Origin of the sequence: Microbulbifer echini, from assembly GCF_041447225.1 — a bacterium.
GTDB classification, from domain to species: Bacteria; Pseudomonadota; Gammaproteobacteria; order Pseudomonadales; family Cellvibrionaceae; genus Microbulbifer; species Microbulbifer echini.
Genome location: NZ_JBGMEL010000002.1, coordinates 161,851 through 186,503, shown reverse-complemented (window position 1 = coordinate 186,503; position 24,653 = coordinate 161,851). Strand labels below are relative to the sequence as shown.

General features: G+C 52.8%; 18 protein-coding genes. 6 read left to right on the top strand and 12 right to left on the bottom strand.

Annotation, left to right across the window (positions count from 1 at the left end):
• Window positions 1-261: 261 nt before the first annotated feature.
• The gene (locus ACCI51_RS02960; protein ID WP_371842539.1) at window positions 262-543 is read left to right on the top strand and encodes a hypothetical protein; all 282 of its coding nucleotides are present in this window, start codon (window positions 262-264) and stop codon (window positions 541-543) included.
• Between the two features lie 266 nt (window positions 544-809).
• Here the strand turns inward: ACCI51_RS02960 and can are convergent, their stop codons facing one another.
• Genes can through ACCI51_RS02930 form a run of 6 tightly spaced genes read right to left on the bottom strand, consistent with a single transcriptional unit; the run spans window position 810 to window position 9,106 of the window.
• Window positions 810-1,457 carry a carbonate dehydratase gene (gene can / locus ACCI51_RS02955; protein ID WP_371842538.1) on the bottom strand — a complete coding sequence of 216 codons (648 nt, stop codon included), beginning with the start codon at window positions 1,455-1,457 and terminating at the stop codon, window positions 810-812.
• Window position 1,458: 1 nt separating this feature from the next.
• Entirely contained in the window at window positions 1,459-2,283 is an 825-nt protein-coding gene (locus ACCI51_RS02950; protein WP_371842537.1) for a peptidylprolyl isomerase, read from the bottom strand.
• Window positions 2,284-2,337: 54 nt separating this feature from the next.
• Entirely contained in the window at window positions 2,338-3,027 is a 690-nt protein-coding gene (narI, locus tag ACCI51_RS02945; protein ID WP_299584828.1) for a respiratory nitrate reductase subunit gamma, read from the bottom strand.
• 4 nt (window positions 3,028-3,031) lie between these two features.
• Window positions 3,032-3,766 carry a nitrate reductase molybdenum cofactor assembly chaperone gene (narJ, locus tag ACCI51_RS02940; RefSeq protein ID WP_371842536.1) on the bottom strand — a complete coding sequence of 245 codons (735 nt, stop codon included), beginning with the start codon at window positions 3,764-3,766 and terminating at the stop codon, window positions 3,032-3,034.
• A gap of 19 nt (window positions 3,767-3,785) precedes the next feature.
• Window positions 3,786-5,333, bottom strand: coding sequence for a nitrate reductase subunit beta (gene narH / locus ACCI51_RS02935; RefSeq protein ID WP_371842535.1), 1,548 nt, complete (start codon window positions 5,331-5,333; stop codon window positions 3,786-3,788).
• Window positions 5,334-5,335: 2 nt separating this feature from the next.
• On the bottom strand, window positions 5,336-9,106 hold the full coding sequence (locus ACCI51_RS02930) for a nitrate reductase subunit alpha (RefSeq protein ID WP_371842534.1): 3,771 nt from the start codon (window positions 9,104-9,106) through the stop codon (window positions 5,336-5,338).
• A gap of 316 nt (window positions 9,107-9,422) precedes the next feature.
• On the opposite strand from ACCI51_RS02930, the gene ACCI51_RS02925 reads away from it, so the two are divergent.
• A complete protein-coding gene (locus ACCI51_RS02925; RefSeq protein WP_299584836.1) occupies window positions 9,423-11,273 on the top strand; it encodes a histidine kinase in 1,851 nt (616 codons plus the stop codon).
• 402 nt (window positions 11,274-11,675) lie between these two features.
• Window positions 11,676-12,353 (top strand): CHRD domain-containing protein, encoded by a 678-nt coding sequence (locus ACCI51_RS02920; protein WP_299584838.1) that lies wholly within the window; start codon window positions 11,676-11,678, stop codon window positions 12,351-12,353.
• A 380-nt stretch (window positions 12,354-12,733) separates the two neighbouring features.
• On the opposite strand, the gene ACCI51_RS02915 is transcribed toward ACCI51_RS02920, so the two are convergent.
• The 3 genes from ACCI51_RS02915 to ACCI51_RS02905 all read right to left on the bottom strand — a co-directional run bounded on the left by ACCI51_RS02915 (window position 12,734) and on the right by ACCI51_RS02905 (window position 16,484).
• Entirely contained in the window at window positions 12,734-13,069 is a 336-nt protein-coding gene (locus tag ACCI51_RS02915; RefSeq protein WP_371842533.1) for a hypothetical protein, read from the bottom strand.
• Window positions 13,070-13,533: 464 nt separating this feature from the next.
• Complete coding sequence (locus tag ACCI51_RS02910) at window positions 13,534-14,694, bottom strand: slipin family protein (protein WP_371842532.1); 1,161 nt, start codon at window positions 14,692-14,694, stop codon at window positions 13,534-13,536.
• 557 nt (window positions 14,695-15,251) lie between these two features.
• Window positions 15,252-16,484 carry an RtcB family protein gene (locus tag ACCI51_RS02905; protein WP_371842531.1) on the bottom strand — a complete coding sequence of 411 codons (1,233 nt, stop codon included), beginning with the start codon at window positions 16,482-16,484 and terminating at the stop codon, window positions 15,252-15,254.
• Window positions 16,485-16,702: 218 nt separating this feature from the next.
• Between ACCI51_RS02905 and rtcR the strand changes: the two genes are divergently transcribed.
• The 3 genes from rtcR (at window position 16,703) to ACCI51_RS02890 (ending at window position 20,745) form a co-directional block, all read left to right on the top strand.
• A complete protein-coding gene (gene rtcR, locus ACCI51_RS02900; protein WP_371842530.1) occupies window positions 16,703-18,289 on the top strand; it encodes an RNA repair transcriptional activator RtcR in 1,587 nt (528 codons plus the stop codon).
• Window positions 18,290-18,350: 61 nt separating this feature from the next.
• Window positions 18,351-19,832, top strand: coding sequence for a C13 family peptidase (locus tag ACCI51_RS02895; RefSeq protein ID WP_371842529.1), 1,482 nt, complete (start codon window positions 18,351-18,353; stop codon window positions 19,830-19,832).
• A gap of 133 nt (window positions 19,833-19,965) precedes the next feature.
• Window positions 19,966-20,745, top strand: coding sequence for a TSUP family transporter (locus ACCI51_RS02890; protein ID WP_371842528.1), 780 nt, complete (start codon window positions 19,966-19,968; stop codon window positions 20,743-20,745).
• 102 nt (window positions 20,746-20,847) lie between these two features.
• On the opposite strand, the gene ACCI51_RS02885 is transcribed toward ACCI51_RS02890, so the two are convergent.
• From ACCI51_RS02885 to ACCI51_RS02875, 3 genes are all read right to left on the bottom strand, one after another.
• Window positions 20,848-22,632 (bottom strand): DUF885 domain-containing protein, encoded by a 1,785-nt coding sequence (locus ACCI51_RS02885; RefSeq protein WP_371842527.1) that lies wholly within the window; start codon window positions 22,630-22,632, stop codon window positions 20,848-20,850.
• Between the two features lie 210 nt (window positions 22,633-22,842).
• Window positions 22,843-23,268 carry a hypothetical protein gene (locus ACCI51_RS02880; RefSeq protein WP_371842526.1) on the bottom strand — a complete coding sequence of 142 codons (426 nt, stop codon included), beginning with the start codon at window positions 23,266-23,268 and terminating at the stop codon, window positions 22,843-22,845.
• A 261-nt stretch (window positions 23,269-23,529) separates the two neighbouring features.
• Entirely contained in the window at window positions 23,530-24,354 is an 825-nt protein-coding gene (locus ACCI51_RS02875; RefSeq protein WP_299584852.1) for a hypothetical protein, read from the bottom strand.
• Between the last annotated feature and the right edge of the window lie 299 nt (window positions 24,355-24,653).

Genomic DNA, 24,653 nt, shown 5'->3' with positions numbered 1-24,653 from the left:
TAATAAATTTAGGTGAGCGGAAAAATCACTTCGACTCATTAATTTACAATTGCTAATGACGTTTTTTATGAAAATTCTTGTAGCTCTTTTTTTATACTGATTAGCCTGAATATATCAGCTTGTATAATTTCCCCTGGAACGGTTGCTCTTCAAAACCCTCAGAAAATTATTAAACGTTCAAAATCTGTATTTAAAGGCAAATTTTTATCTTTAATGTATGTCTCAGCATACCTGCAGGTCGCCAATTTTGAAGTGATAAAAGTGTATAAAGGGGAAAAGAAGGATTTTATTTCAGCAGTACATGATTATGATAATAACTGCACCTCAATAATACCGGGTGACCAAGTTGGGAGAAATTTTTTTGTCTTTATCACAGAGGGCTCTGGTGAAAAAGACGATTTATATACGCTTATTTCTACAAAAAATTATGACTTTATTGATGGTAATTTCGTTGTAAAGTCTAACAGACTGCGCGAAGAGCTTGCCAAACGGAAGCGTCAAAAAATTCTGGCCAAGGAACAAATACAAGCTGATGAGCAGTAGTTAATTTCTATAAATTGTAACTGATATGAGTATAGCTGAAGACCAATGCTTGAGATTTCTATTGATTTTCATAAAATTGCACCTGAGGTGCAGATCAGGGGCGAGCTAGCCACATAACATTCTTAGGCTCGGTATCGGCTTTTCCATTGCGACTTTGCCTTCATTTCAAAGCCGTGTATACCTCGGGTGGTATACTGCGCAAAATTATTAGAAACTTGAAAAGAAAATAACTTAGGGCTTCTCTGATTAAGATACGCAGTGAAGCCTCACCCCTCCTCCGACACCCCACCATAAACATGATAAATCTCCGGCACCTGGCCGCGATCGTCCATCCGCATACCCAGATCTCGAATCAGGCCATCGCGAATATCGTAGATCCAGCCGTGCAGACTTAGGCGCTGGTTTCGGTCCCAGGCGTGCTGGACTATTTTAGTCATGGCCAAGTTTTGTACCTGCGCCATGACATTTAATTCGCACAAGCGCGCTGCGCGCGATTCTTCATCGAGGGATTCCAGCTCTTGCTGGTGGTGAGCGTAGACATCCTTGATATGACGCAGCCAGTTATCCACCAGGCCGCATTCGCTGTGACCCATGGCGGCCTGTACGCCGCCGCAACCGTAGTGGCCGCAGACCACTACGTGTTCCACCTTGAGTACTTCAACCGCGTATTGCAGCACCGAGAGGCAATTAAAGTCTGTGTGTATCACCACGTTGGCGATATTGCGGTGTACGAACAGCTCACCCGGTGCCATGCCCACAATTTCGTTGGCGGGTACGCGGGAGTCGGAGCAGCCGATCCATAAATACTTAGGTACTTGCAGACGACTCAGACGTTGGAAGAACTCCGGGTCCTGAGCCGTCTGCGCCTCAGCCCAGGCGCGATTGCGCGCGAACAGTTGGCGAATCTCTGCCACCTCAGTGGGCCTCCCCCGATAAATCCAGGCCGGAGATTTGCGCGGCCTGCACCATTTTTTGCAGGTAGTCGCTAGTCATCTGGCGGCGGCGTTTTTCAGTTAGGTATTCCTCGATTCGCTCCGAAACATATTCGAATTCCAGCGGGCGGCCCGGTTCGCACTGCTCCACATAAATCAGGTGCACGCCGTAGGGAGTCTCCACGGGTTCCTCTACCAAACCGGTGCCCTGCTCAAACACGGCGCGTTCAAAGGAGGCGACGGTATCGCCGCGCCCCACCTGGCCGAGGCTGCCGCCGGCTTCGGCGGAGGAACAGGCGGAGTGGGATTGGGCCAACCGGGCGAAAGCTTGCAGCGGGTTGGCATCGGCGCGTATCTGTTCCAGCAGCTCTGCGGCGCCAGCGCGTGCCTTGGCACAGGCGTCAGCGTCGTCCGGCGCCGCCGGGATCAGAATATGGCGCACTTCGGCGAGGGGGTCGGAACGGAATTTATGTGGGTGGGCTTCGAAATAGGCACGGCACTCCGTTTCAGTAGCCGGGTTCACCTGTAGCTCGCCTTTGAGCAGGTCGGCCACTGCCCGATCGAAGGCCTCGCTGTGTAGATCCTCATCGGCTTCACACAGGCCCTGCCCGGCAGCACGCTCACGCAAAAGCCAGCCGATCACCAGGGCCCGTGCGGCGCGATAAATCGCTTGGCGCGGTGAATCCGCAGACTGGTACTGCATTTCCTGGTAGATCAGGTCTGCGGGGATTTCACTGCCGTTGACGGCCACCGCTTCGGCCAACTCAAATTCATGCCCGGCGGCGTCGGAGGCCAGTAGTGCATTCATGACTCAACTCCTCACAGGCCCGCAGGCAGCGGGCCGGGTTAATGTTTGCAGGGATTAGCGCGCGGCCTTGGCGCGCACTACCTGATAATTGCGGCGGAAGTACTGCACCGGAACACTCCACACGTGTACCAGACGGCTGAAAGGGAACAGCAGGAACAGGGTCATGCCGAGGAAAATATGCAGCTTGTAGATGATATTTACGTCGGCGATAGCCGCTGCGGCTGCGGAGCCATCGAGGGTGACAATGGACTGAGCCCAGGTCATCAGTTTGAGCATCTCGGCGCCATCCATATGGCCGGCGGATACCACAATACTGATCAGGCCAAGGATTAACTGGGCGTAGAGCATCAGCAAAATGGCCAGATCCATTTTGGACGTGGTGGCGCGCACCCGCGGGTTGGTGAGGCGGCGTTTAACCAAAATAGTGAGGCCGATAAAGCAGATCACCCCGAAGAAACCGCCGATCCCCATGGCCATCAACTGCTTGGTGGGGGCTTCAATACCCAGGAAGTGCCACACCGCCTTGGGGGTCAACAGGCCAACAAAGTGGCCCATAAGTATCGCGATTACCCCGATATGGAATAGGTAACTGCCAATGCGCAACTGTTTACTTTCCAGTAACTGGCTGGAGCCTGTGCGCCAGGTGTACTGGTCGCGGTCGTAGCGAATCAGGCTCCCCACCAGAAACACCGTGAGCGCAACGAAGGGGTAAATGGCAAAGAGCAGCGTATTCAGATAGTTCATCTTGTTACTCCTGTGGGGCGGGCTGGGCAGAATTCTGCGCGGCATCTTTAGCACTGGGGGCCCAGGTTAGGGGCTGACCATCGCGGAACTGGGTGGCGCTGGGCCGTGTGATGGACTGGTCGCACGAGTTGGCGCCGGTAAAGCTGACCACCTCTTCCTCCCAGATTTTGTCCAGGGCCTCGGGAGTGTCGTCGCGCGCTTCACTGGCCACCTCTTCCTTGAGCGCAGCCAAATCGACAAAGACCCCGGCCTGCAGCAACAGCGCATCCATCAATAGGTGATAGGGGCTTTCACGCTTGGATAAGCGCGCGCTCAGCAGAGCGATCACATGGGTAATATCATGCACCCAGCCGTAAGCTTCTTCGCCTTGAGTGGCACAAAATTCCAGGTACGTGGGCAGGTAATCCGGCAGTTCGCGCTCATTCAGCTCCAGACCGGCGGCTCGGTAGCGGTTCATCAGGTCCACCATGGCTTGGCCGCGATCGCGGGATTCGCCGTGGATATGCTCGAACAGGTGCAGGGATACGGCCCGGCCGCGCTCGAACAGGCCGTCGTATTCACTCTGCCAATCGAGCGCTTCCATACGCTCGTAGTGGGAGATAAACGCCAGCAGCTTGTCCCGCAGAGGGGCATCCATATCATCGGATTCCGCGACCCAATTGGTCAGTTCATCCAGGTGTGCCACCAGCTCATCAGACGGGTAATCCAGCAGGCGGGCGATCAGGTTTAATACTTTCATCGGTTTTCTCCGCTCGACTTCAGTCGACTACTTTGGCCGGTATCACTTCGCGCACTGCCTGCTGCTTGCCACCAAAAATATTGGTGCTGTCGTTGCCGGTGCTACAGCCGTTGCCAAAGCTGAAGCCACAGGAGGACTTCATATCGTAGGCATTTTCGGCGTAGGCCTTGTGGCTGGAGGGCACCACGAAGCGGTCCTCGTAATTGGCCAGGGCCATATAGCGGTACATTTCTTCCACCTGGGCGACGGTCATACCCGCCTCTTCCAGTAGTTCACGCTCCTGTATGCCATCCACATGAATACCGCGCATATAGGCGCGCATTACGATCATCCGCTCCAGGGCGCGGGCCACCGGTTTCTCATCGCCGGCGGTGAGCAGGTTGGCCAAGTACTGTAGAGGGATGCGCAGGGTGGAGAGGTCGGGGATCTCGGCGCCGCGACCCACGGTAACGGTTTCCACTTGGCCGGCCTGAACGGCGTTCTGGATCGGTGACAGGGGTGGCACATACCAAACCATGGGCAGGGTGCGGTACTCAGGGTGCAACGGCAGGGCGATCTGCCAGTCGATGGCCATTTTGTACACCGGGGAGTTTTGCGCAGCTTCGAGCCAGGCTTCGGGGATACCCTCGGCGCGGGCGGCTTCCTGAACCTTTGGGTCAGTGGGATCGAGGAAAATATCGCACTGGGCCTGGTAGAGCGCCTTTTCATCTTCTACAGATGCGGCTTCCTCGATGCGGTCGGCGTCATACAGCAACACCCCCAGGTAGCGGATACGGCCTACACAAGTCTCGGAACAGATGGTGGGCTGGCCCGCTTCGATGCGCGGGTAGCAGAAAATACACTTCTCGGATTTACCGGTTTTCCAGTTGTAGTAAATCTTTTTGTAGGGGCAGGCCGATACACACATACGCCAGCCGCGACACTTGTCCTGGTCGATCAGAACGATACCGTCTTCTTCGCGCTTGTAGATGGCGCCGCTAGGGCAGGCGGAGACACAGGCCGGGTTGAGGCAGTGTTCGCACAGGCGCGGCAGGTACATCATAAAGGTGTTTTCAAATTCACCGTAAATGTCGGCCTGCACCTGTTCGAAGTTCTTGTCCTTTTTGCGCTTCTCGAATTCGGTGCCGAGAATTTCTTCCCAGTTGGGGCCCCATTCGATTTTTTCCATGCGCTCACCACTGATCAGGGAGCGCGGGCGGGCCACCGGTTGGTGTTTCTGCTCTGGTGCGTTGTGCAGAGTCTGGTAATCGAAATCAAATGGCTCGTAGTAGTCATCGATTTCCGGCATATCGGGGTTGCCGAACAGGTTGGCCAGCACTCGGTGCTTGCCGCCAATTTTCGGCTGCAATTTGCCATTTTGCTTGCGTACCCAGCCGCCGTTCCATTTGTCCTGGTTTTCCCATTCTTTCGGGTAGCCGATGCCGGGTTTGGTCTCGACGTTGTTGAACCAGGCGTATTCGACCCCCTCGCGGGAGGTCCACACGTTTTTACAGGTCACTGAGCAGGTGTGGCAGCCGATACATTTATCGAGGTTCAGCACCATGCCAATCTGGGCTCTAACTTTCATTGTTACACCTCCTCTCGCGTCGGCTCTTTGGCATCTTCGCCATCCAGCCAGTCGACCTTGTTCATTTTCCTGACCACTACAAATTCATCCCGGTTGCAGCCCACGGTGCCGTAGTAGTTGAAGCCGTAGGACTGCTGGGCGTAGCCGCCGATCATATGGGTGGGTTTCATCACCGCGCGGGTCACGGAATTGTGGATACCGCCACGGGTTCCGGTAGTCTCCGCTCCCGGTGTATTCACGATGCGCTCCTGGGCGTGATACATCATCGCCATACCGTCCGGCACCCGCTGGGATACCACGGCGCGGGCGGCGATGGCTCCGTTGACGTTGAAGATCTCGATCCAGTCGTTGTCTTCGATCCCCGCCAACTTGGCGTCGTATTCACTCATCCATACGATGGGGCCACCGCGAGATAGAGTGAGCATCAGCAGGTTGTCGGAGTAGGTGCTGTGGATACCCCACTTCTGGTGCGGAGTGATCCAGTTGAGCAGGATCTCCTTGTTGCCGTTGGGCTTCTGGTTGAGCACCGGTTGCACGGTTTTCAGGTTAATGGGCGGCTTGTACACACACAGGTTCTCGCCGAAATCGCGCATCCACTCGTGATCCTGGTAGAACTGCTGACGGCCGGTGATGGTGCGCCAGGGAATCATCTCGTGCACGTTGGTGTAGCCGGCGTTGTAGCTCACATGTTCATCTTCCAGACCGGACCAGGTGGGCGAGGAGATAATCTTGCGCGGCTGCGCCACGATATCGGCGAAGCGAATCTTCTCGTCTTCCTTGGGCTTGGCCAGATGGGTGTGATCGCGACCAGTAATTTTGCCCAGGGCTTCCCAGGCCTTCACCGCGACCTGGCCGTTGGTTTCCGGGGCCAGCGACAGAATCATCTCGGCGGCATCGACGGCGCTATCGATACGCGCGCGGCCATCGCGGGCGGTCTCATCCTTCCAGGTGCGGTTGAGCTTCTTGAGGAAGTCCACCTCGTCATCGGTATTCCAGCTGATGCCCTTACCGCCATTGCCGAGTTTCTCCAGCAGCGGACCAATCGAGGTAAAGCGGTTGTAGGTGTTGGGGTAGTCGCGTTCCACCTCGATCATGCTGGGCGCGGTAACGCCGGGAATCAGGTCGCATTCGCCTTTCCACCAAGCCTTCACCCCAAAGGGCTGGGCAATTTCTCCGGGCGTATCGTGGTGGATCGGCAGGGTCACCAGATCCTTCTCCACGCCCAAATGGCCGTCGGTCAGATCGGAGAATTTCTGCGCGATGCCCTTGAAGATGTCCCAGTCACTGCGCGCTTCCCAGGCCGGGTCCACCGCCTTGGTAAGAGGGTGAATAAAGGGGTGCATATCCGAGGTGTTGAGATCGTCTTTCTCGTACCAGGTAGCCGTGGGCAACACGATGTCGGAGTAGAGGCAGGTGGTGGACATACGGAAGTCCAGTGTCACCAGCAGATCCACCTTGCCCTCACTGGGGGCGTCATGCCAGGCCACATCTTCCGGTTTCTTGCCGCCTTCTTCGCCCAGGTCCTTACCCATTAGGCCGTGCTTGGTACCGAGCAGGTGGCGCAGCATGTACTCGTGGCCCTTACCAGAGGAGCCGAGCAGGTTGGAGCGCCAGATAAATAGATTGCGCGGGAAGTTCTGCGGATTATCCGGGTCTTGGTTGGCGAACTTGAGCGCACCGCGCTTGAGCTGCTGCACCGTGTAGTCTTTGGCAGACATACCGGCGGCGGCGGCATCTTTGGTCAGTTGCAGTGGGTTGATCCCCAGCTGCGGCGCGGAGGGCAGCCAGCCCATGCGCTCGGCGCGGCTGTTGTAATCGATGATGGAAGCCTGCCACTTGCTCTTGTCGGCCAGCGGCGAAACCACTTCCTCCATCTCCAACTTCTCGTAACGCCATTGGCTGGCGTGGTTATAGAAGAAAGAGGTGCCGTTCATATGGCGCGGCGGGCGCTGCCAGTCGAGACCAAAGGCGAGTGGGGTCCAGCCGGTCTGCGGGCGCAGTTTTTCCTGCCCGACATAGTGAGCCCAGCCACCGCCACTCTGGCCGATACAGCCGCACAACATCAGCATATTGATAATGCCGCGGTAGTTCATATCCATGTGGTACCAGTGGTTGAGACCGGCACCCAGAATCACCATGGAGCGTCCACGGGTTTTATCGGCGGTGTTGGCAAACTCACGGGCTACCTGAATCACATTCTCACGGCGACAGCCAGTCACCTTTTCCTGCCAGGCGGGGGTGTAGGGCTTGTCCTCGTCGTAACTCTGCGCACAGTTGGGGTCATCGAGGCCGTGCTCGACACCGTAGTTCGCCAGAGTCAGGTCGTAGACGCTGGCGACTTTGAGAATCTCACCATCTTTGTTTTGAACAAGCTTTACCGGCACCTTGTAGTCGATGACTTCATCGTGATCAGTGTGCTGGAAGTAGTTGTGTTCGTGGGTCTGGCCACCGAAATAGGGGAAGGCGACCTGCGCGATCTCATCGGCGCAGTCTTTAAGGCTGAGCTTCAGCTCCAACTCTTCGCCACTGCGGCCATCGCGCTGTTCGATATTCCACTTGCCGCGCCCCTCTTTCGCGGAGGGTTCTCCCCAGCGATAGCCCATGGAGCCCTGCGGCGAAACCAGCTGGCCATCGTGATTGACGCCGATGGTTTTCCATTCCGGGTTGTTGTCCTGACCCAGGTTTTCCGCCAGATCAGAGGCGCGCAGGAAGCGGCCCTGTACCAGCTTGCCGTCGCGTTCTTCCAGGGTCACCAACATTGGCATATCGGTGGTGGTGCGCACGTACTCGGTGAAGTAGGCGCTGGGTTTGTCGACGTGGAATTCTTTCAGGATGACATGGCCGAAGGCCATCGCCAGGGCGGCATCGGTACCCTGGCGCGGTGCCAGCCAGGTGTCGCCAAACTTGGAACACTCCGAGTAGTCAGGCGTAACCACACAGGTCTTGGCGCCCTTGTAACGCACTTCGCTGAGGAAGTGGGCATCCGGGGTACGGGTCTGCGGCACATTGGAGCCCCAAACGATTAGGTAGTTGGAGTTGTACCAATCGGCGGATTCGGGCACATCGGTTTGCTCACCCCAGACCTGTGGTGAGGCGGGGGGAAGATCACAGTACCAGTCGTAGAAGCTCAGGCAGTTACCGCCTATCAGCGACAGGTAGCGGGCACCAGCGGCGTAGGACACCATAGACATGGCGGGAATCGGCGAGAAGCCAGTCACCCGGTCGGGACCGTATTTCTTGGTGGTGTAGACGTTAGAAGCGGCGATCAGCTCGTTGACCTCATCCCACTTGATACGCACAAAGCCGCCCATACCCCGGCGCTCTTTGTAGGACTGCGCCTTGGCCGGGTCCTCGACAATACTGGCCCAGGCCTCCACCGGATCGCTGTACCTCAGCTTGGCCTCGCGCCACAGTTTTACCAGGCGCTTGCGGATCTTCGGGTACTTGAGCCGGTTGGCGGAGTACATATACCAGGAGTAACTGGCACCGCGCGGGCAACCACGAGGTTCGTGGTTGGGCAGGTCCGGGCGGGTGCGCGGATAGTCGGTCTGCTGGGTTTCCCAAGTGACCAGGCCGTCCTTAACGTAGATCTTCCAGCTGCAGGAGCCGGTGCAGTTTACCCCGTGGGTAGAGCGCACAATCTTGTCGAACTGCCAGCGGCGACGGTAGCCATCTTCCCAGTTGCGATCATCGTTGGTCTTTTCCCCGTGTCCTCCGGAAAAGGGTTCTTTTTGTTTCTTAAGGTATTTCAGTCGGTCCAGGAAATGGCTCATGCGGTACTCCCAGGGCATCGGAATGCGGTTAAAGCATCGGTTTAGTGGGAATATAAAAGGCCCTTTCCGTGGGATCACCTGACCACAAAGGGGTAGAACAGCGGTGAGCTACCCCTGATTAGGTAAAGAAATGACACCGACAGATGGCTAAGGTAGCGCAGAGCCCCCGGAGTGGCTGGGGCTCCGCTTAAAAAGCAGGAGTTAGATCAAATTTTGTGCAAAACTGGCGTTCTTTAGTGGTACTCACAAATTTGAGTGCTTGTTGGCGGCACAATAGGGACAACCCAGAATCGCCCGAAGGCCGAGTGAACGAGATATGCTGAACCGAATACGACAATCCATCGTCTACCGCATCGGCACTCTGATGCTGCTCACCGTACTCGTGGCCCTCAGTTCCATGGTGGCCTCATACATTATCTCTGACGCCGCCGAAAACGATGCCGCCGCAGTGAATCTGGCCGGCTCTCTGCGTGCCATGAATTACCGGCTCGCAGCAACAGCCCCATCCGGTGACAGTGAAGCCACAGCCACATTGGCCAATGAGGTCACTCTGCGCCTGACGCGGGTACTGAGTATTTCCGACTTCAACGCCAGCGACAACCTGCGCGCAGCGCACAACTACCGCAAGGTACTCGAGAGCTGGGAGGGGGAGATTCGCCCGCTGCTGGAGTCCATCGCGGCCGGCCAAAGTTCCATGGACTCACTGCAACTGGCGACACATTTAGAGCCTTTTATCGCAGATGTAGATACCCTGGTACTCGACTACCAGACCATCGCCGAGGAAAAAATTAGCCTATTGCGCTTGGTGCAGGTAGCTTCCCTATTCTCCATAGTCGCACTGGTGTACCTCTCCCTTTATATTTTGCACCGCTCCGTCGAACAGCCTCTCAAGCAACTGACCAACCGCTCCCTCAGCATTGCCCAGGGGGACTTCAACCAGCATCGTCTGGAGATCGACAGCGAAGATGAGCTGGGGGTGCTGGCGCGCACCATCAATTATATGAGCGACGAGATCCATGCGACCCACCGGGACCTGGCCCATCGTGTCGAGCTGAAGACCGCACAGCTGCAGAAGAGCCACGAAGCGCTGGATTTTCAGTACCGTTTGGCGCGGCGTATCAGCGAGGGACCCCTGGCCGGCGCAGAACTGGGGCAGTGGCTGGGCGAATTCGCCAACGTGGCCGACCTCAGCAATCTGGATTTATGCCTGATGACGCCTGAGGGCGAGGCCCCCTACGAGCACTTGGTAGAGGGTTACAGCAACAGACAGTGCAGCGGGAATGAGTGCCGTGTCTGTGTGAGTACCTGCGGTCCCTCCGATGAAGGTAATTTCCGCGTGTACCGCTTCCCCCTGGAGGTGGACAAACGCAACTACGGCGTACTGATGTGTACGCTGCCCAGAGGCAACAGTCTCGACGAAGAGCAGCAACAGCGCCTGGCCACCTTTGCCGACAGTGTCACCGCGGCTATCGCGATCAATGAGCGCGAGGCCCAGGAACGCCGTATGGCCCTGCTGGATGAGCGCGCGATTATCGCGCGGGAATTGCACGACTCACTGGCCCAATCCCTTTCCTATCTAAAAATTCAGGTGACACGACTCAATCGCGCTAACCGCAGCGAGCAGGTGGATAAAGCTAAGGTGGAGGAGATTATCACCGAGCTTAAAGAGGGTCTGGATTCCTCTTACCGCCAACTGCGGGAACTGCTCACCACCTTCCGGCTACAGATAGGTCCCGGCGGCCTGCGCAATATTTTGGAACAGTCCATTTCTGCCTACCGGGAGCAGCACCCGCAGATCACCATTCTGCTCGACTACCACCTGGACGAGGTACCCCTCACCCCGCACGAGGAAATCCATCTGCTACAGCTAGTGCGCGAAGCCTCGCAAAATGCGGTCTATCACTCCCAGGGAGACATGGTGCAGATCAGCCTGACCCAGGCTGATAACCAATCTCTCAATGTGCGCATCCGTGACAACGGCATCGGCATCGGCAACGCACCGGAAAAACGCAATCACTTCGGCATGTCGATCATGCAGGAACGCGCCAGCAACTTGAACGGCAAGATGACTATTCGCCGACGCGAGGAGGGTGGCACCGAAGTGCAGTTCGATTTTATTCCCCTCTATGCCCGTGAGCGCGAGCTGGTTTGGAGAGAGACAGGCTAATAGGGCGCAGATATTTTCAATTGTCCTGCGAAGAATGGATAGCAACAGAGCTATTGGCGCATGCTCGCTCGTTCAGCGACTGAAACGTTTTATCAAAAATTTTTAGTGGCAGATGATTCTGGCAATTCGCCCATAAAGTCATAGCAGAACCTCCACGCTTCCAAGTGCGTACCCCATTCAGACTGAATTGATGCCCAGGATCTAGAAATCCCGCTGTTAATGTTACCTGCGAACAGGCAAAACGCTCCCTATATGCTAAAAGTCTTTATGCCTCACGAAGGTATCGCGGGCCAATTCCATTATGTGCAGATAAAAGTGGCAACAAAAATGCAATTTTAGTGGCCCGGCTCCCCAACCTTTGCCATACCAAGTGAACTTATCATCATTAAACAGGAGAGGTTTATGAAGCTCAGCGCATTATTCCGGGCCAACTTTTTCATACTGGCGCTACTCGCGCTCACCTATCCCGCTATAACACTTGCCGATAATCACAACAAGAACGAAAAAAAATCCACCGCATCCAAACAGTCCTCTGATCATGGCGCCTGGTCAGAGGCAGGTAATAGTGAAAGTTTAACTATTTTCAGAGCTTCACTCACTCCAGCGGAAGAGAAAACACTCAGCAACACCCCTGTGGACAAGCAGACACCAGCCAATGCCCGCGGGTATTTTTTGGGTGTTTATAACCAGAAAACCAATAGGTTGAATTTTATGATTGGATACAAAGATCTCTCTGGATCAGGAATGTCCATGTCGCATTTTCACCTGCGCTGTGCCGGCGAAGGTAAAGAACCCCCAATCTGTAAACCGGGCAGCCCCAGCGCGCCCGTCATTCAAACCATCTGTGGCATGCCGACGAAACCAGGCGCCACACCAGACTGGCCGGCAACTAAGGATAATCAAGGCCGCAAAGGGCTGGAGACAAAATGTTCCATGGGCACCAGTGGGGCTATTACAGCGCAATGGCTTGTGGAAGAACAGTATCGTGCAGATTTAATGAATGGAAAAGTTTACGTTAATTTGCACACCAAACTTAATCCAAAGGGCGAGGTCACCGGCTTATTAGAAAAAAGCCAGTAGGGCTTACAATCTGTAGAGCAACAATCATTCCGAGTACCTTGCCTTGTTCATAATACGGAAATCTCTGCAACTTTTTTTGGCCGTTTGTTGTAGCCTTCGATCTATTGCAGAAGTATCCAGAGATTTCCTTTCCATAACACACTCTTTAGCTATCCAACGGGTAGAATTTTTTGCACTGCCACTATAGATCGCATCTTGCTGTACCGGATCTAAACAGCTCAATAACTGCTTGCTAACGCAAAACCAGCCGGAGAAAGTGCTCACGATATTCACTACCGGCCAATTGCTGCCCCACATAACACGTTGAGCACCAAAGCATTGGAGAATATGCTGGAAATAGGGCTCGATAGCAATAGACATGGACCGCGACCCAGCACGAATTAGCAAGTCGGAAATTTGCAAAAAATATTTGGGCTTTTGGCCATTTCCTCTATCTGCCTAAACCAAAAAGTAGGACTTTTAATGTGGAGATCCGGCTTGCCGCCGTGATCAATCACTGTGTGAAATCCTGGGTAAAGCCTTGAAAGCGTAGGTTCGGTTTCACTCTTTGTTTCCGCCGCCTGAATGAGTACCGAATGCTTAATGCTATGTTTTTGTATAAATGGCATATAGTCTTTAGGCTGATAATTCCGTTGCAACACAGATAACTGTTCGTCAATCCAAAAATAGTCGCCGCAATCATAACGCCAAAAGTGTCGGTGACTACCTATGCGCATAAAGGGATTGCCATAATTTCAGGAAAGAAACATCATAAAAAAATAGCTTAGATAATGTCCGGGATAATCATTATTGCTTTTCTTCGATATCAGTTGGTACAGCCCTCAATTCCCATCATCCAATGCTCACAGATTTATTCCGGTACCGATTCTCTAGCGGATCACCTGAATACTTATCAGAAAATTCTGGCTTGACTCCAGCCTACAAAACCGTCCACAGACAGAACCAAATTATCGATCACCTACCGATACGCCAAAATTCCGTTGGTGCTTCCGTAATAGACCGAATTTTTACAGCCTGCACGAATAGTTTGAAGATGAAACGATATCCAAGATACCAGGACAAAGTGAGGAAAATCCGCAAAATCTGAGCGCCAACCTTCCTCTGGGCGCCGCCCACCTCAACCACCAGGACATTCATTGGCGACGAATGAATACTTTTTTTGAATGCCTCCACTTTGGATTCACGCGGTGGGGCGAAGTTTTACTGAATCAATAAATTCACCATCAAGGCCGTCATGTACGGAAGCTTTATCGATACATGCACTGATTTTTTTCAAAGACTCCAATTCTTTCAAATGCGGTAAGACGGGGCCGCCATCCATCACCTTGGCTGTATTTTGCAAAGAACACACGGCCTTTGTCTCTTCGAGGGGCGTGAGTAAATTCGCCTCAGACTCCTTGTGCGTTTCCGCTACCTGGCTAAGAATCATCTTCATATCGCCGGGCAAAATAATATCTTTCACTCCAACACTAGCTATATCAATACCATTCTCCGCCAATCTTTCGCGGATATCGGTAGCAATAACAATGTTCAAACGATCTTTATCCGCCAACAGGCTGTCCAGCGTCTGAGTACCTACCGCTTCTCGTAGACTGAACTGTAATTCCCGATAAATGAAGTTCTTATAGTCATTGAGCTTCAATGCCACTTTTTGTGGCTGAGTAATTCTAAAGTTGCCACTCAGATTAATGCGCAAGCTTATTCGATCTTTGGTTAAAATTTCCTGAGCGCTGACCTGAATCGTCTGCAAGCGCATATCTAATAATTTCACCGCAATAGAACGGTTATATTTCCAAAAACCGTAACTACCCGGTTGCAGGATTTTTTTCAGCTTGCCATTAACAACCAACAGCCCAACATGCTCGTTGGGAATTTCGTTGTAGCTAATTGCCTGAGCGGCGATACGCATCTGACCTGCGCGAACACCACGACCGAGTAAAGTCAGTACTTTTTCATCGACAGTATACTCCTTCGCAATATCCACAATACCCACCCTTACAACTTTCCCGCCTTTCCAAACTGCGCGAAAAGTACCGGGGGGGAGGATATCGACTAGGTGACCGTCGCGATAAAAAAGACCTACCTGATGATCCGACAGCTCGTAGGATTTTACGTACTCGCCGAGAATTTCACCATAATTATCCAGGAGAAATTTCGCCTTGATCGCATCAAAATTGACTTCTGCAACATCGTAAGTTTCCACCCGAACATCTCCCGAGAGCAGGGATATACGATGTCGCCCAGGGGGCAATACCGCGTCAAAACGGCTGCGGCGAAATAGCAGCGCACGCTCACTGTCTGCTACATTCACAATCTTCCATAATTTAAAGAAAGATTTCATTTATTCGATCTCTTATCTTTTTATCTTTTTCGAGTGACTCATCCAGCCACAAAATGTGTCTAACACCTGCACATGGCGACAGCGAAAGACAGCGATTTTGCGCTATTCCTTTATGCCCATCCTAAACAGGTCAGCCATAATTTCTGGCCTAAGAATTAAGGCAAACTTGTCATTTACTCGTGCGCTGCAAACCGGCGCTGGCACCAGCGTACCTTCTTCCCTGGCAGTCAATGTGACGCCAAGTTACCAGAATTAAGGCGCTCTGTGGGCTCCGAGCAGGTTTCACTAAAGAGCGTCTCTTTGTGTGGGATTCGAATTCGCCACAAACCGATAGATTCCATTGCTCTCTCTTATTGAGCTACAACGCTGGCGTTTTAGGGTTGACCCAGTGGGTACACTTGTCAGCAGCGATGTTAGTGCCTGGCCGGCACTCAAGAGCGGACCCACCGACAAAGCAAAAAACACACAAATCCGCTTCCGAAAATGGGCCTCTTGGGGCCCATCTTGCGGCATGCCCTTCCTATTACCGGCCAAGCTGTCTCCAGATTGTTGCTGCATCATCCTTTAACACAGACTACCTGCTTGAGGGTGTAGACGATTTCCACCAGATCTTTCTGTGCTGCCATAACCTTTTCAATAGGTTTGTAGGCCGATGGGGTTTCATCGATTACACCTTCGTCTTTACGGCACTCCACGTCGGCGGTAGCCGCGCGGTGCTCCTCCAGGGAGACCAGTTTTTTTGCCTTGGTGCGCGACATCACCCGGCCGGCACCATGGCTACAGCTGCAGAAGCTTTCCTCATTACCCAGCCCCCTCACAATAAAAGACTTGGCCCCCATACTTCCGGGAATAATGCCCATTTCATCAACACGAGCGCTTACAGCGCCTTTCCGGGTCACCAGTACATCCTTGCCGTAGTGATGCTCGCGGGAGACATAATTGTGGTGGCAGTTAACCGCCTCCCTACGCGCCTCAAACTCCATACCCAGTGCCTGCTTAACCGCGCCGATGGTACGCGCCATCATTACCTCACGGTTGATACGGGCAAAATCCTGCGCCCATTCCACCGCCTGCACATAGTCCTTAAAATGCTCTGTGCCCTCAGGGAAGTACGCTAAGTCGCTGTCCGGCAGATGGATATGCCAACGCTCCATGTCTCGCTTGGCTTTCTCGATAAAATAGGTGCCTATACGGTTTCCTACACCACGGGACCCACTGTGTAGCATCAGCCATACACTCCCCTGCTCATCCAGGCACATCTCAATAAAGTGATTACCGGTGCCCAGTGTTCCCAAGTGATTGATATTATTGGTATTTTTCAATATCGGGTGCTTCTCCTGCAGTACGTCAAACTGGCTTGCCAGTGGCGTCCACCCAGCCAGCACATCACCCGGCGTATCTGCCCAAGCACCCTTATCGCGCGCCCTCTTGCCACGGAAACCGCCGGTACGGCCGTGGGGTACGGCACGCTCTATCGCGCTGCGTACGCCCGCCAGATTATCCGGCAACTGTGCCGCTGTGAGACTGGTACGCACCGCCATCATGCCGCAGCCGATGTCTACACCCACGGCGGCGGGGATGACCGCACCCAGGGTAGGCACCACACTGCCGATGGTGGCACCTTTACCGAGGTGTACATCGGGCATTGCCGCCACCCACTTATGAATAAATGGCATCTGCGCAATATTCTTGAGCTGTGTCTTGGCCTCCTCTTCAAAGGGCACACCCAGGGTCCAGGATTTGATGGGCACGCCGCCTTCCTGTATCACTTCATACGGCATTGATTTCATCTCGCACTCCTTTTTAAATCTTGTGAAATCGCGCAGTCGCTTCCTACGCGGTGCCAACCACTAACACAGCGAATAGGGTGCCAACTTTTACGCAAGTGCCTAACAATTCCGTAACCTATTGTTTTTAAAAGAAATATTTTTAAGGCTGGGGGTTTTAGAGATTCTCCGCATCTTGATAGACTTTTAATAACTATCTTTTTAGATAGATGAAGACAGTAGTGATCAGTATCCTCGGTACCACCAAGGACCGGCGCGGCAAGGGCGACAAGCGCTGGCGTAAGTGGCGGCCCAATATCTCCATGTGTCAGCACCACGACCTGCGGATCGACCGCCTGGAACTCCTGTTCGATAACCATTCAAAAAGTCTGGCCGATCAGGTGACCGCGGATATAGCGCGAGTCTCCCCGGAGACGAACGTCGCCCACCATCGGGCTAACTTCGGCGATCCCTGGGACTTCGAGAGTGTTTACAGTAACCTGCTGGACTTCGCCCGCGCCTACCCCTGCAGGCCCGATGAAGAGCAGTACCTGGTGCATATCACTACGGGTACCCATGTGGTACAGATCTGCCTCTACCTACTCACCGAGGCGGGATATTTCCCCGGACGCCTACTCCAGACCTCTCCCGCCCACAAAAACAGTGACCTAACTGGCCAATACCAAATTATTGATCTGGACCTATCCAAGTACGACCAGATCGCCTCGCGCTTCCAACGGGAACACCAAGAGGGCACGACTTACCTGAAAGGCGGTATTGAGACCAACAACCGGGCTTTTAACCAGATGATCGAGCAGCTGGAGCAGGTCTCCATCCGTTCCGATGCGCCCATCCTGATTACTGGGCCGACGGGTGCGGGCAAATCGCAGCTGGCACAGCGGGTCTTCGAGCTGCGCAAACAGCGCGGCAAGCTGGAGGGTAGCCTGGTAGTGGTGAATTGCGCCACGCTGCGGGGTGAAAACGCCATGTCCGCCCTGTTCGGCCATCGCAAAGGCGCCTATACCGGCGCCACCACCCACCGACCCGGACTGTTGAAGGAAGCCGATAAAGGTTTGCTCTTTCTGGACGAGATCGGCGAACTGGGGCTGGATGAGCAAGCGATGCTTTTACGCGCTATCGAGCACAAACGCTTTATGCCATTCGGCTCGGATAAAGAGGTAAGTAGTCACTTCCAGCTGATCGCCGGCACCAATCGAGACCTTATACAGCTCAGCCGTGAAGGTAAGTTTCGCGCGGACCTTTTGGCCCGTATCGATCTGTGGACCTACCACCTGCCCTCTCTGCGCGAACGAATTGAAGACCTGGAACCGAATATCGACTTTGAGCTGGAAGCCTTCTCAAGGCAGTCCGGCCACCTGATCCGTTTCAACAAAGCGGCGCGGGAGAATTACTTAAGCTTTGCACGCTCGGCGGAAGCCAGCTGGTCTGCCAACTTCCGCGACCTCAATGCCAGTATCCTACGCATGGGCACCCTTTCCGACGGTGGCCGCATCACTACACCGGTGGTAGAGGATGAAATCGAGCGACTGCGACGCAAATGGCGGGCCCCTCGAGATGAATCCGTACTCCCCCGCGCACGCATTGAGGCACTCCTCGGCCCCGGCAGCACCGAGCAGATGGATTTCTACGAACAGATCAAACTGACGGGACTGATTCAGGTGTGCGAGGCGTCCAGCTCCATGGCGGAGGCCGGGCGCAAACTCTTCCAGGTGAGCCGCGCTGCAAAGAAATCCAATAACGACTCCCACCGGGTGCGCCAACTACTGGAAAAATACGGGCTTAAATTCGAGCAACTGAGCAAGACCTAAGGCACCTTTGCTGGCACCAATTTGTTAATCTCAGCCCAGAACCTCAATGATGGATCACGGAATGAGATACGCCTGTCTAACCCCGCTTTTTCTTCTTCTCAGCGCCTGCGAGCCGACACAGTTCGCAGGCGGCACCGCCCTGCCAGATGGCTCCGTATACAAAGGCGATCTGCAAGACGGCCTATTCCACGGCCAGGGCCTGCTGCAGTGGCCCGATGGCAATCACTACCGCGGGGAGTTTCGCCTCGGCCGTATAAGTGGTCAGGGCCTCTTCACTGAGGCTGATGGCTGTGTTTACGAAGGCGAGTTTCTCAATGGAGTGCGTCATGGCGAAGGTCGATATACCTGTGGTGAAAACACATGGTCAGGTCGATTCAGTGAAGGTGAGCTGCAGAAAGGCAAAGTAAAGTGGGGTGACGGTGAACTTTATCGTGGCGAATTCCTGGGCTTGGAACCCCACGGTGAAGGCGCGCTGACCACCGAAGAGGGCAACCACTATAAAGGCACTTTTGAGCAGGGAATGTTACTGCACGGAAGCTACTCAGATAAGGAAGGCTACAGCTACACCGGTGACTTTGAGTACAATTTTTACTCCGGTACAGGTGAACTGACTCAACCAGACGGCACTATTATCCGGGCCAACTTCCGCTACGGAAAGGCGGACGGGGAAGGCCAGCGTGTGCGCATCGATACCGACGGAAATACTATTGAAGAGCCCGGCTATTTTGCCAAGGGTAACTACTTTCCCAATAAGGCCGCCTGGCGTGCGCAAAAAGAAATTCCCGCAGCCCAAGTGGAAACCCGCTTGTACAGCGAAAGCGAGCGCTTAACAAATGCCATTAATACACTAGCTTCGCAGAGACCCGGTGTGCGTGATGTATACACACTGCTGGTTGGCGGCGATGGTACCTCTCCAGTTTTCGCCAGGGAATTAAACTGGGTCGCAGAACGCCTTGATGAGGCCTTTGACATTGACGAGCGTGTGTTGCGCCTCAGTAACGGGGGTGGCTACCGTTTTCCTCTCGCCACCCGCACCAGTATCCAAGACGGTCTCAACGCCCTGGATCAGTTACTGGATCCACAAGAGGACTTACTTTTCGTTCATATTGTCAGCCACGGTGCCCGCAACGGCGATTTGACCATCGCCGAGGGTAAAATGCCGTTAATTGACCTCTCTGTAGCAGACGCTAAGAGATGGCTGGATAACCTCAATGCACAGTACCAATGGGTAGTAATTTCCGCCTGCTATTCGGGCCAGTGGATAGAGCCCTTGAGCACCCCAAACCGTATAGTATTCACTTCCGCCGCCGACGATAGAACCTCTTTCGGCTGCAGCGATGACTCCCAGCGAACCTGGTTCAGTTCCGCCCTTTATGGCCACGCTCTACTTCAGGGCATCAAAGATCCCGAAAACTGGTTTCGCGCAGCGAATAAAAAAGTCACTGAAATGGAAAAAGAGCAGGGCATTAAAGGAAACGCGCACTCCCTGCCCCAACATTCTGTGGGAGAAAACTTTCTGAGGTGGTGGAAGGGAAATGAATGAAGTTGAAATAGTCGCACTGCGCTTTCAAAGAGAAGCATGCCGTTGAAATTTATTTCAACGGTGGAGCCACTCTATAAAAGCCTTAAGCGCACCCGATCATCAATCTTAGAAACATACCAACGGGAGTACTTTTTTGGAGTTGACGAGCTTCTCATTAGAATTATTGTTCATTCTATTTTTTATTGCCGTAATTGCAGGCCTGCTTGATACATTGGCCGGTGGTGGCGGACTGATCACAGTGCCCGCCCTTATCCTCAGTGGTATACCTCCCTTAGCAGCATTAGGTACCAATAAATTACAAGGCAGTATTGGCACCGCAACAGCCACTTACATGATGATAAAGAGCAATAAAATAAGCTGGGATGGGATTAAAAGCTTAATGCTGTCGGCTTTTATTGGGGCAGCACTTGGAACAGGGGCAGTACAATTTATCAATACTGATATATTGTCATTTGTAATTCCATTAGTGCTTTTATTTATCGCCGTTTACTTTCTCATTTCACCCTCTCTGACTCAACATAATGATGAACCCAAGGTCTCAAGTCGAAAATACAAATATGGTGTTATTCCATTTATTGGGTACTATGACGGTATGTTCGGCCCAGGGACCGGTTCGTTTTTTACCTTGTCAGGGATTATCTGCCGGGGACATGATTTATTGACGTCCACCGCAATAGCAAAACCACTAAATTTTTCCACTAATGTAGCCTCTCTAATTGTATTTTTACTTGCCAGGCATGTGGTTTGGATAGTAGGTGTCCTAATGATGATCGGCCAAGTCATAGGCGCATGGTTAGGGTCACATTGCCTATTTAAAATACATCCTGGCTATCTGAGAGGATTAGTCGTTTTTATGAGTGGCGGAATGTTAGTAAAGTACGTCCATTCTATGGGGTGGATAGGATTTCTTTAAAAGCAGGCTTTCAAATCACTTGCCTGAGCCGTTTTCCGAGACAGTACCTGTTCACCCCTCGCAGCCTCGCCCCTTACAGGGAACGAGGCTATATATAAATTTTTAAGAAGCCTTCTGCGCTTCAATAAACCCCTGCATCTGTTCTTCCAGCATGGAAAGTGGCAAAGCGCCATTTTTTAACAATGCATCGTGGAAGGCGCGCAGATCAAAGTTATCCCCCAATTCCTTTTCCGCCTGAGCACGCAGCTGACGAATCTTAATCTCTCCCATCTTGTAAGAGAGGGCCTGGCCCGGCCAGGAGATATAACGATCCACTTCGGCACGCACATTCGCAGAGGATAGCGAAGTATTACTGGAGAGGAAGTCGAGAGCCTGTTGGCGAGTCCACCCCTGGGAGTGAATGCCGGTATCGATCACCAGGCGCGCGGCGCGCCACATCTCATAGCTGAGGCGGCCAAAGTGTTCGTAAGGGGTGGTATACAAGCCCATTTCTTTGCCGAGCCGTTCGGCGTACAGGGCCCAACCCTCACCAAACGCGCTCAAGTAGAGGTTGCGGCGGAACTGTGGCACATTCTTAAGCTCCTGGGACAGAGCACTCTGCAAATGATGTCCCGGTACGGCTTCGTGCAGTGTCAGTGCCGGCAGCTCATATAAGGGGCGCTGATTCAGATTGTGAGTATTCAACCAGTAGGCGCCGCCACGGGTGCCACCAATCGCCGCGGGATTGTAGGAGGCCGTGGTGTAGTTGGGGGCAATCTCGCTGGGTACCGGTACCACACCATAGGGAGTGCGTGGCAGCAGATTAAAAAATTCCGGCAACCGATAGTCGATACGCTTGGAGATATAGGCCGTTTCCTTCAGTAACTCCTCTGGGGTCCTTGCATAGAACTGCGGGTCGGTGCGCAAGAAATGTGTGAATTCTGCAAAGCTCCCCTCGAAGCCAGATTGCTTAATCAGCGCCTCCATTTCCGTACGGATACGCTTTACTTCCGCAAGGCCTGTACGGTGGATCTGCACCGGGTCCATATCCAGTGTTACGTAGTTGCGAATATTGTGGCGATAGTAGTCTCTACCGCCACGCATCTGCTCGGCACCAATAGTTGCACTAGCGGCTTTGAGGTAATCACCTTCAAGGAAGTCCGCCACGCGGGCAAAAGCTGGAATCGCTACCTGTTGAATGGCCTCTTTACCGGCATCGCGTAAGCGTTGCTGCTCTGCGGGCGGGATCGATGAAGGCATTTCCACGAAGGGTTTGTACAAACTGCTCTTGGTGGAATCTTTATAGACCTGCGCGCGCACCGTAGGCGCAATACCTTGCACAACGATCTTGGGTAGGACAAAGCCTGTACGAATCCCAGCTCGCATATTGGCAATATTCTCATCGAAGAAGCGACCAAACTCGCGGATACGGGCAATATAGTCCTCGTAATCGCCAACACGGGTCATCGCCAAGCCACTATTGGCATCCAGGGCCGCACTATAAAAACTGTAAAAGGTATTGAGAGGCACCCGCTCGAGGAATAGCTCATTAGCCTCGATGGAATTCTCCAATACCCAAGTGAGCAGTTCACGGTTGACCTGACCGGAATCATTCAACCCACTGGGGTCCACGGCCTGGAGACGCTCCAGCAGCTCCTGCTCGGCCTTCAAACGACGCGTTCTGTCCTCGCTAGTCACACCCGGCAACTGGCGATTGTAATCAGGCACACCCATACGACCGGCGGTAATCGGGTCCTCGCGCAAGCTGTATTGCCAGTGGTCTTCAATGACATCCTGAAGCTGCTCAGTTGCTGTTGCCGCCCAAGACATAGGGGCCAGTAACCAGCTGGCCAGAATATAGCCAGATGCCTGTTTAAGATGATTCACATGGGCCTTGCCGGATTTCACACTGCTCTCCACAAATTCTGCTCAATGGTGCTCGAAACGATTGGCCAACCTTAACACGGCTGGCACAGCGTAATACGGGTTTTAGCGACCAGCGGATCAGGCCAAATTGAAAGCCGGGCTGGGTATATAGATGGGGGTCTGGGGATGAGATGAGATGAGATAAAGATTCCGGGAACCACGCGGATATAGGTTCCCGGAATGACGGATCGCTTAGCTTCTATTAGCTCTGGGGACATAGGAGCGAACTGCGTAGCTGCCACTCAAACCCGCAGCGTACCAGAATGACTGGGAGAACCCGTTAAAGAAGGACGCGCGGGACTCAAACCAGAATTCGCCGACATTGGGATCAAAGAAGGCGATATTTTGTGTAACCCAGGCTGAATTTTTTGTCTCAGCATGCCCCGCCGGTTTGGTCCAAAATGAATTCCCGAGCCGGCGCATTCGGAGAGAAAATGCCACTTTGGCCGTTGACTCTGCGTGGGTTATTGATACCACGAATCGTATTGCCACCGCGCCCATTGGGGAAGACGCCACCAAAGACTTTTGCTTCACAGCATAGAAGTTCTGCACACCCAACCAGGCTTCGGAAATCCTATCCTGGTCATCATGCAGCGCCGCCCTCTGGAGATATTTCATCTAGAAAGCCGATAGGGATTTGCACACTCCGCCCGAATTATCTTCGTGTGTGTGATCAAACCTTTTACGGATCGAAGCACTAACTGAATCGCCCGACAAAAATCTCATTATTAATAAGCACAGACTGCTGGACAGCCCCCACGCGTGTTCCTGTCAGGTTAAGCCTATATCCCCACAACAACCGATACATTGGCGATAGCAACGAAGGCAACGTGCCCGAATATAATATTCAGGCAGGCATTGACCGGTTGAATTAAATTTTTAAAGTCCTATTTTTTCTTTCCTTCCCACACCAAGACCACTATATGGTTGGGGAAGCCTAAAGTTAACTGGATACCATTTCAAATTTACAGCTTGAGCTCTTTGGGCAAGATCTAAAAATGGCTTAGATTCAATCGCCTTCTTCTTCTCAATATTCTCAAGCGCTATTTGATACTCCATGGAATCTTTCGATATTCTTCTCAATCTCAATATTTTAAGTGCTGGATCCTCTTTTGGCTGAAGACCTCCCTCATCTATGCCACCAAATTCAATATCTTTTGATTTAATAGGTGTAAAATAGCTATATTCCACTCCATTTTTCACGACCATTGCCAACACTTTCATGTCAGGACTCATGGCAAATTTTACTTGATGCTGTCTAAAGAGATTGAAAGCGTGCTTAGTAGGTGCGTTGGGCATCTCGAGCCTTCTATAAACCTCTTTCAGTGCTTCATCACCATCTTCCCAGCCAAATATAGCCATATCAGGTGAAGTATATCGAGTTTGCTGACCGGCATAACTCTGATTACCCGGCCCAGCCCACGAAAGAAGACCAGCGGTATTAGATGCTGTATGAACGTGAAGTAAACCCGGATCTAAGGCAAAGCCACGCATCAAGGCTACGCCCCTGTAATAGAGCCAATTTTCATCCATATGTGGACATTTGCACCCCATTACACCGTCGACCTTATTATTACACTTGAGAAATCCACTGAACCCGCCCTTATGGACATTCAAGCCTAACTTGGGAACCAATCCTCCAGCTTTCAGAATGTCGGATTTTGAGCGGGTTAGCTCGCCTCTTTTACCTGTTAATATTGGCATGCTTTCTCTCCATAACTTCTATTAGATTTTTGAAAAATTATTAAAATATTTAGCTAAACTCTATTAGCCAATCCCACGTCAAAACCAAGAAAATTTAGCATTCACGAAAACCCACAAAAACCAAACAAAATCAATAAGTTATATCCCACCAACGCAAAACCTAAGAGGAATAGTTTTACCAATCCAAACTGGCACTTCTATCTCCAGGATTTTTTAGAAGGGATAGGCATTCGAAAATCCTTTTAAACAAACATCACAGAATTTTGTGGAAGCCATAGATTGGCTTATGGCTGGCATTG

Excerpts from the sequence above, each read along its gene's own strand:
- narI (WP_299584828.1), bottom strand. The coding sequence starts at position 3,027 with ATGAACTATCTGAATACGCTGCTCTTTGCCATTTACCCCTTCGTTGCG.
- ACCI51_RS02895 (WP_371842529.1), top strand. The coding sequence starts at position 18,351 with ATGAGATACGCCTGTCTAACCCCGCTTTTTCTTCTTCTCAGCGCCTGC.
- ACCI51_RS02920 (WP_299584838.1), top strand. The coding sequence starts at position 11,676 with ATGAAGCTCAGCGCATTATTCCGGGCCAACTTTTTCATACTGGCGCTA.
- ACCI51_RS02905 (WP_371842531.1), bottom strand. The coding sequence starts at position 16,484 with ATGAAATCAATGCCGTATGAAGTGATACAGGAAGGCGGCGTGCCCATC.
- ACCI51_RS02875 (WP_299584852.1), bottom strand. The coding sequence starts at position 24,354 with ATGCCAATATTAACAGGTAAAAGAGGCGAGCTAACCCGCTCAAAATCC.
- narJ (WP_371842536.1), bottom strand. The coding sequence starts at position 3,766 with ATGAAAGTATTAAACCTGATCGCCCGCCTGCTGGATTACCCGTCTGAT.
- ACCI51_RS02925 (WP_299584836.1), top strand. The coding sequence starts at position 9,423 with ATGCTGAACCGAATACGACAATCCATCGTCTACCGCATCGGCACTCTG.
- ACCI51_RS02950 (WP_371842537.1), bottom strand. The coding sequence starts at position 2,283 with ATGAATGCACTACTGGCCTCCGACGCCGCCGGGCATGAATTTGAGTTG.
- narH (WP_371842535.1), bottom strand. The coding sequence starts at position 5,333 with ATGAAAGTTAGAGCCCAGATTGGCATGGTGCTGAACCTCGATAAATGT.
- ACCI51_RS02930 (WP_371842534.1), bottom strand. The coding sequence starts at position 9,106 with ATGAGCCATTTCCTGGACCGACTGAAATACCTTAAGAAACAAAAAGAA.
- ACCI51_RS02915 (WP_371842533.1), bottom strand. The coding sequence starts at position 13,069 with ATGCGCATAGGTAGTCACCGACACTTTTGGCGTTATGATTGCGGCGAC.
- ACCI51_RS02880 (WP_371842526.1), bottom strand. The coding sequence starts at position 23,268 with ATGAAATATCTCCAGAGGGCGGCGCTGCATGATGACCAGGATAGGATT.
- ACCI51_RS02910 (WP_371842532.1), bottom strand. The coding sequence starts at position 14,694 with ATGAAATCTTTCTTTAAATTATGGAAGATTGTGAATGTAGCAGACAGT.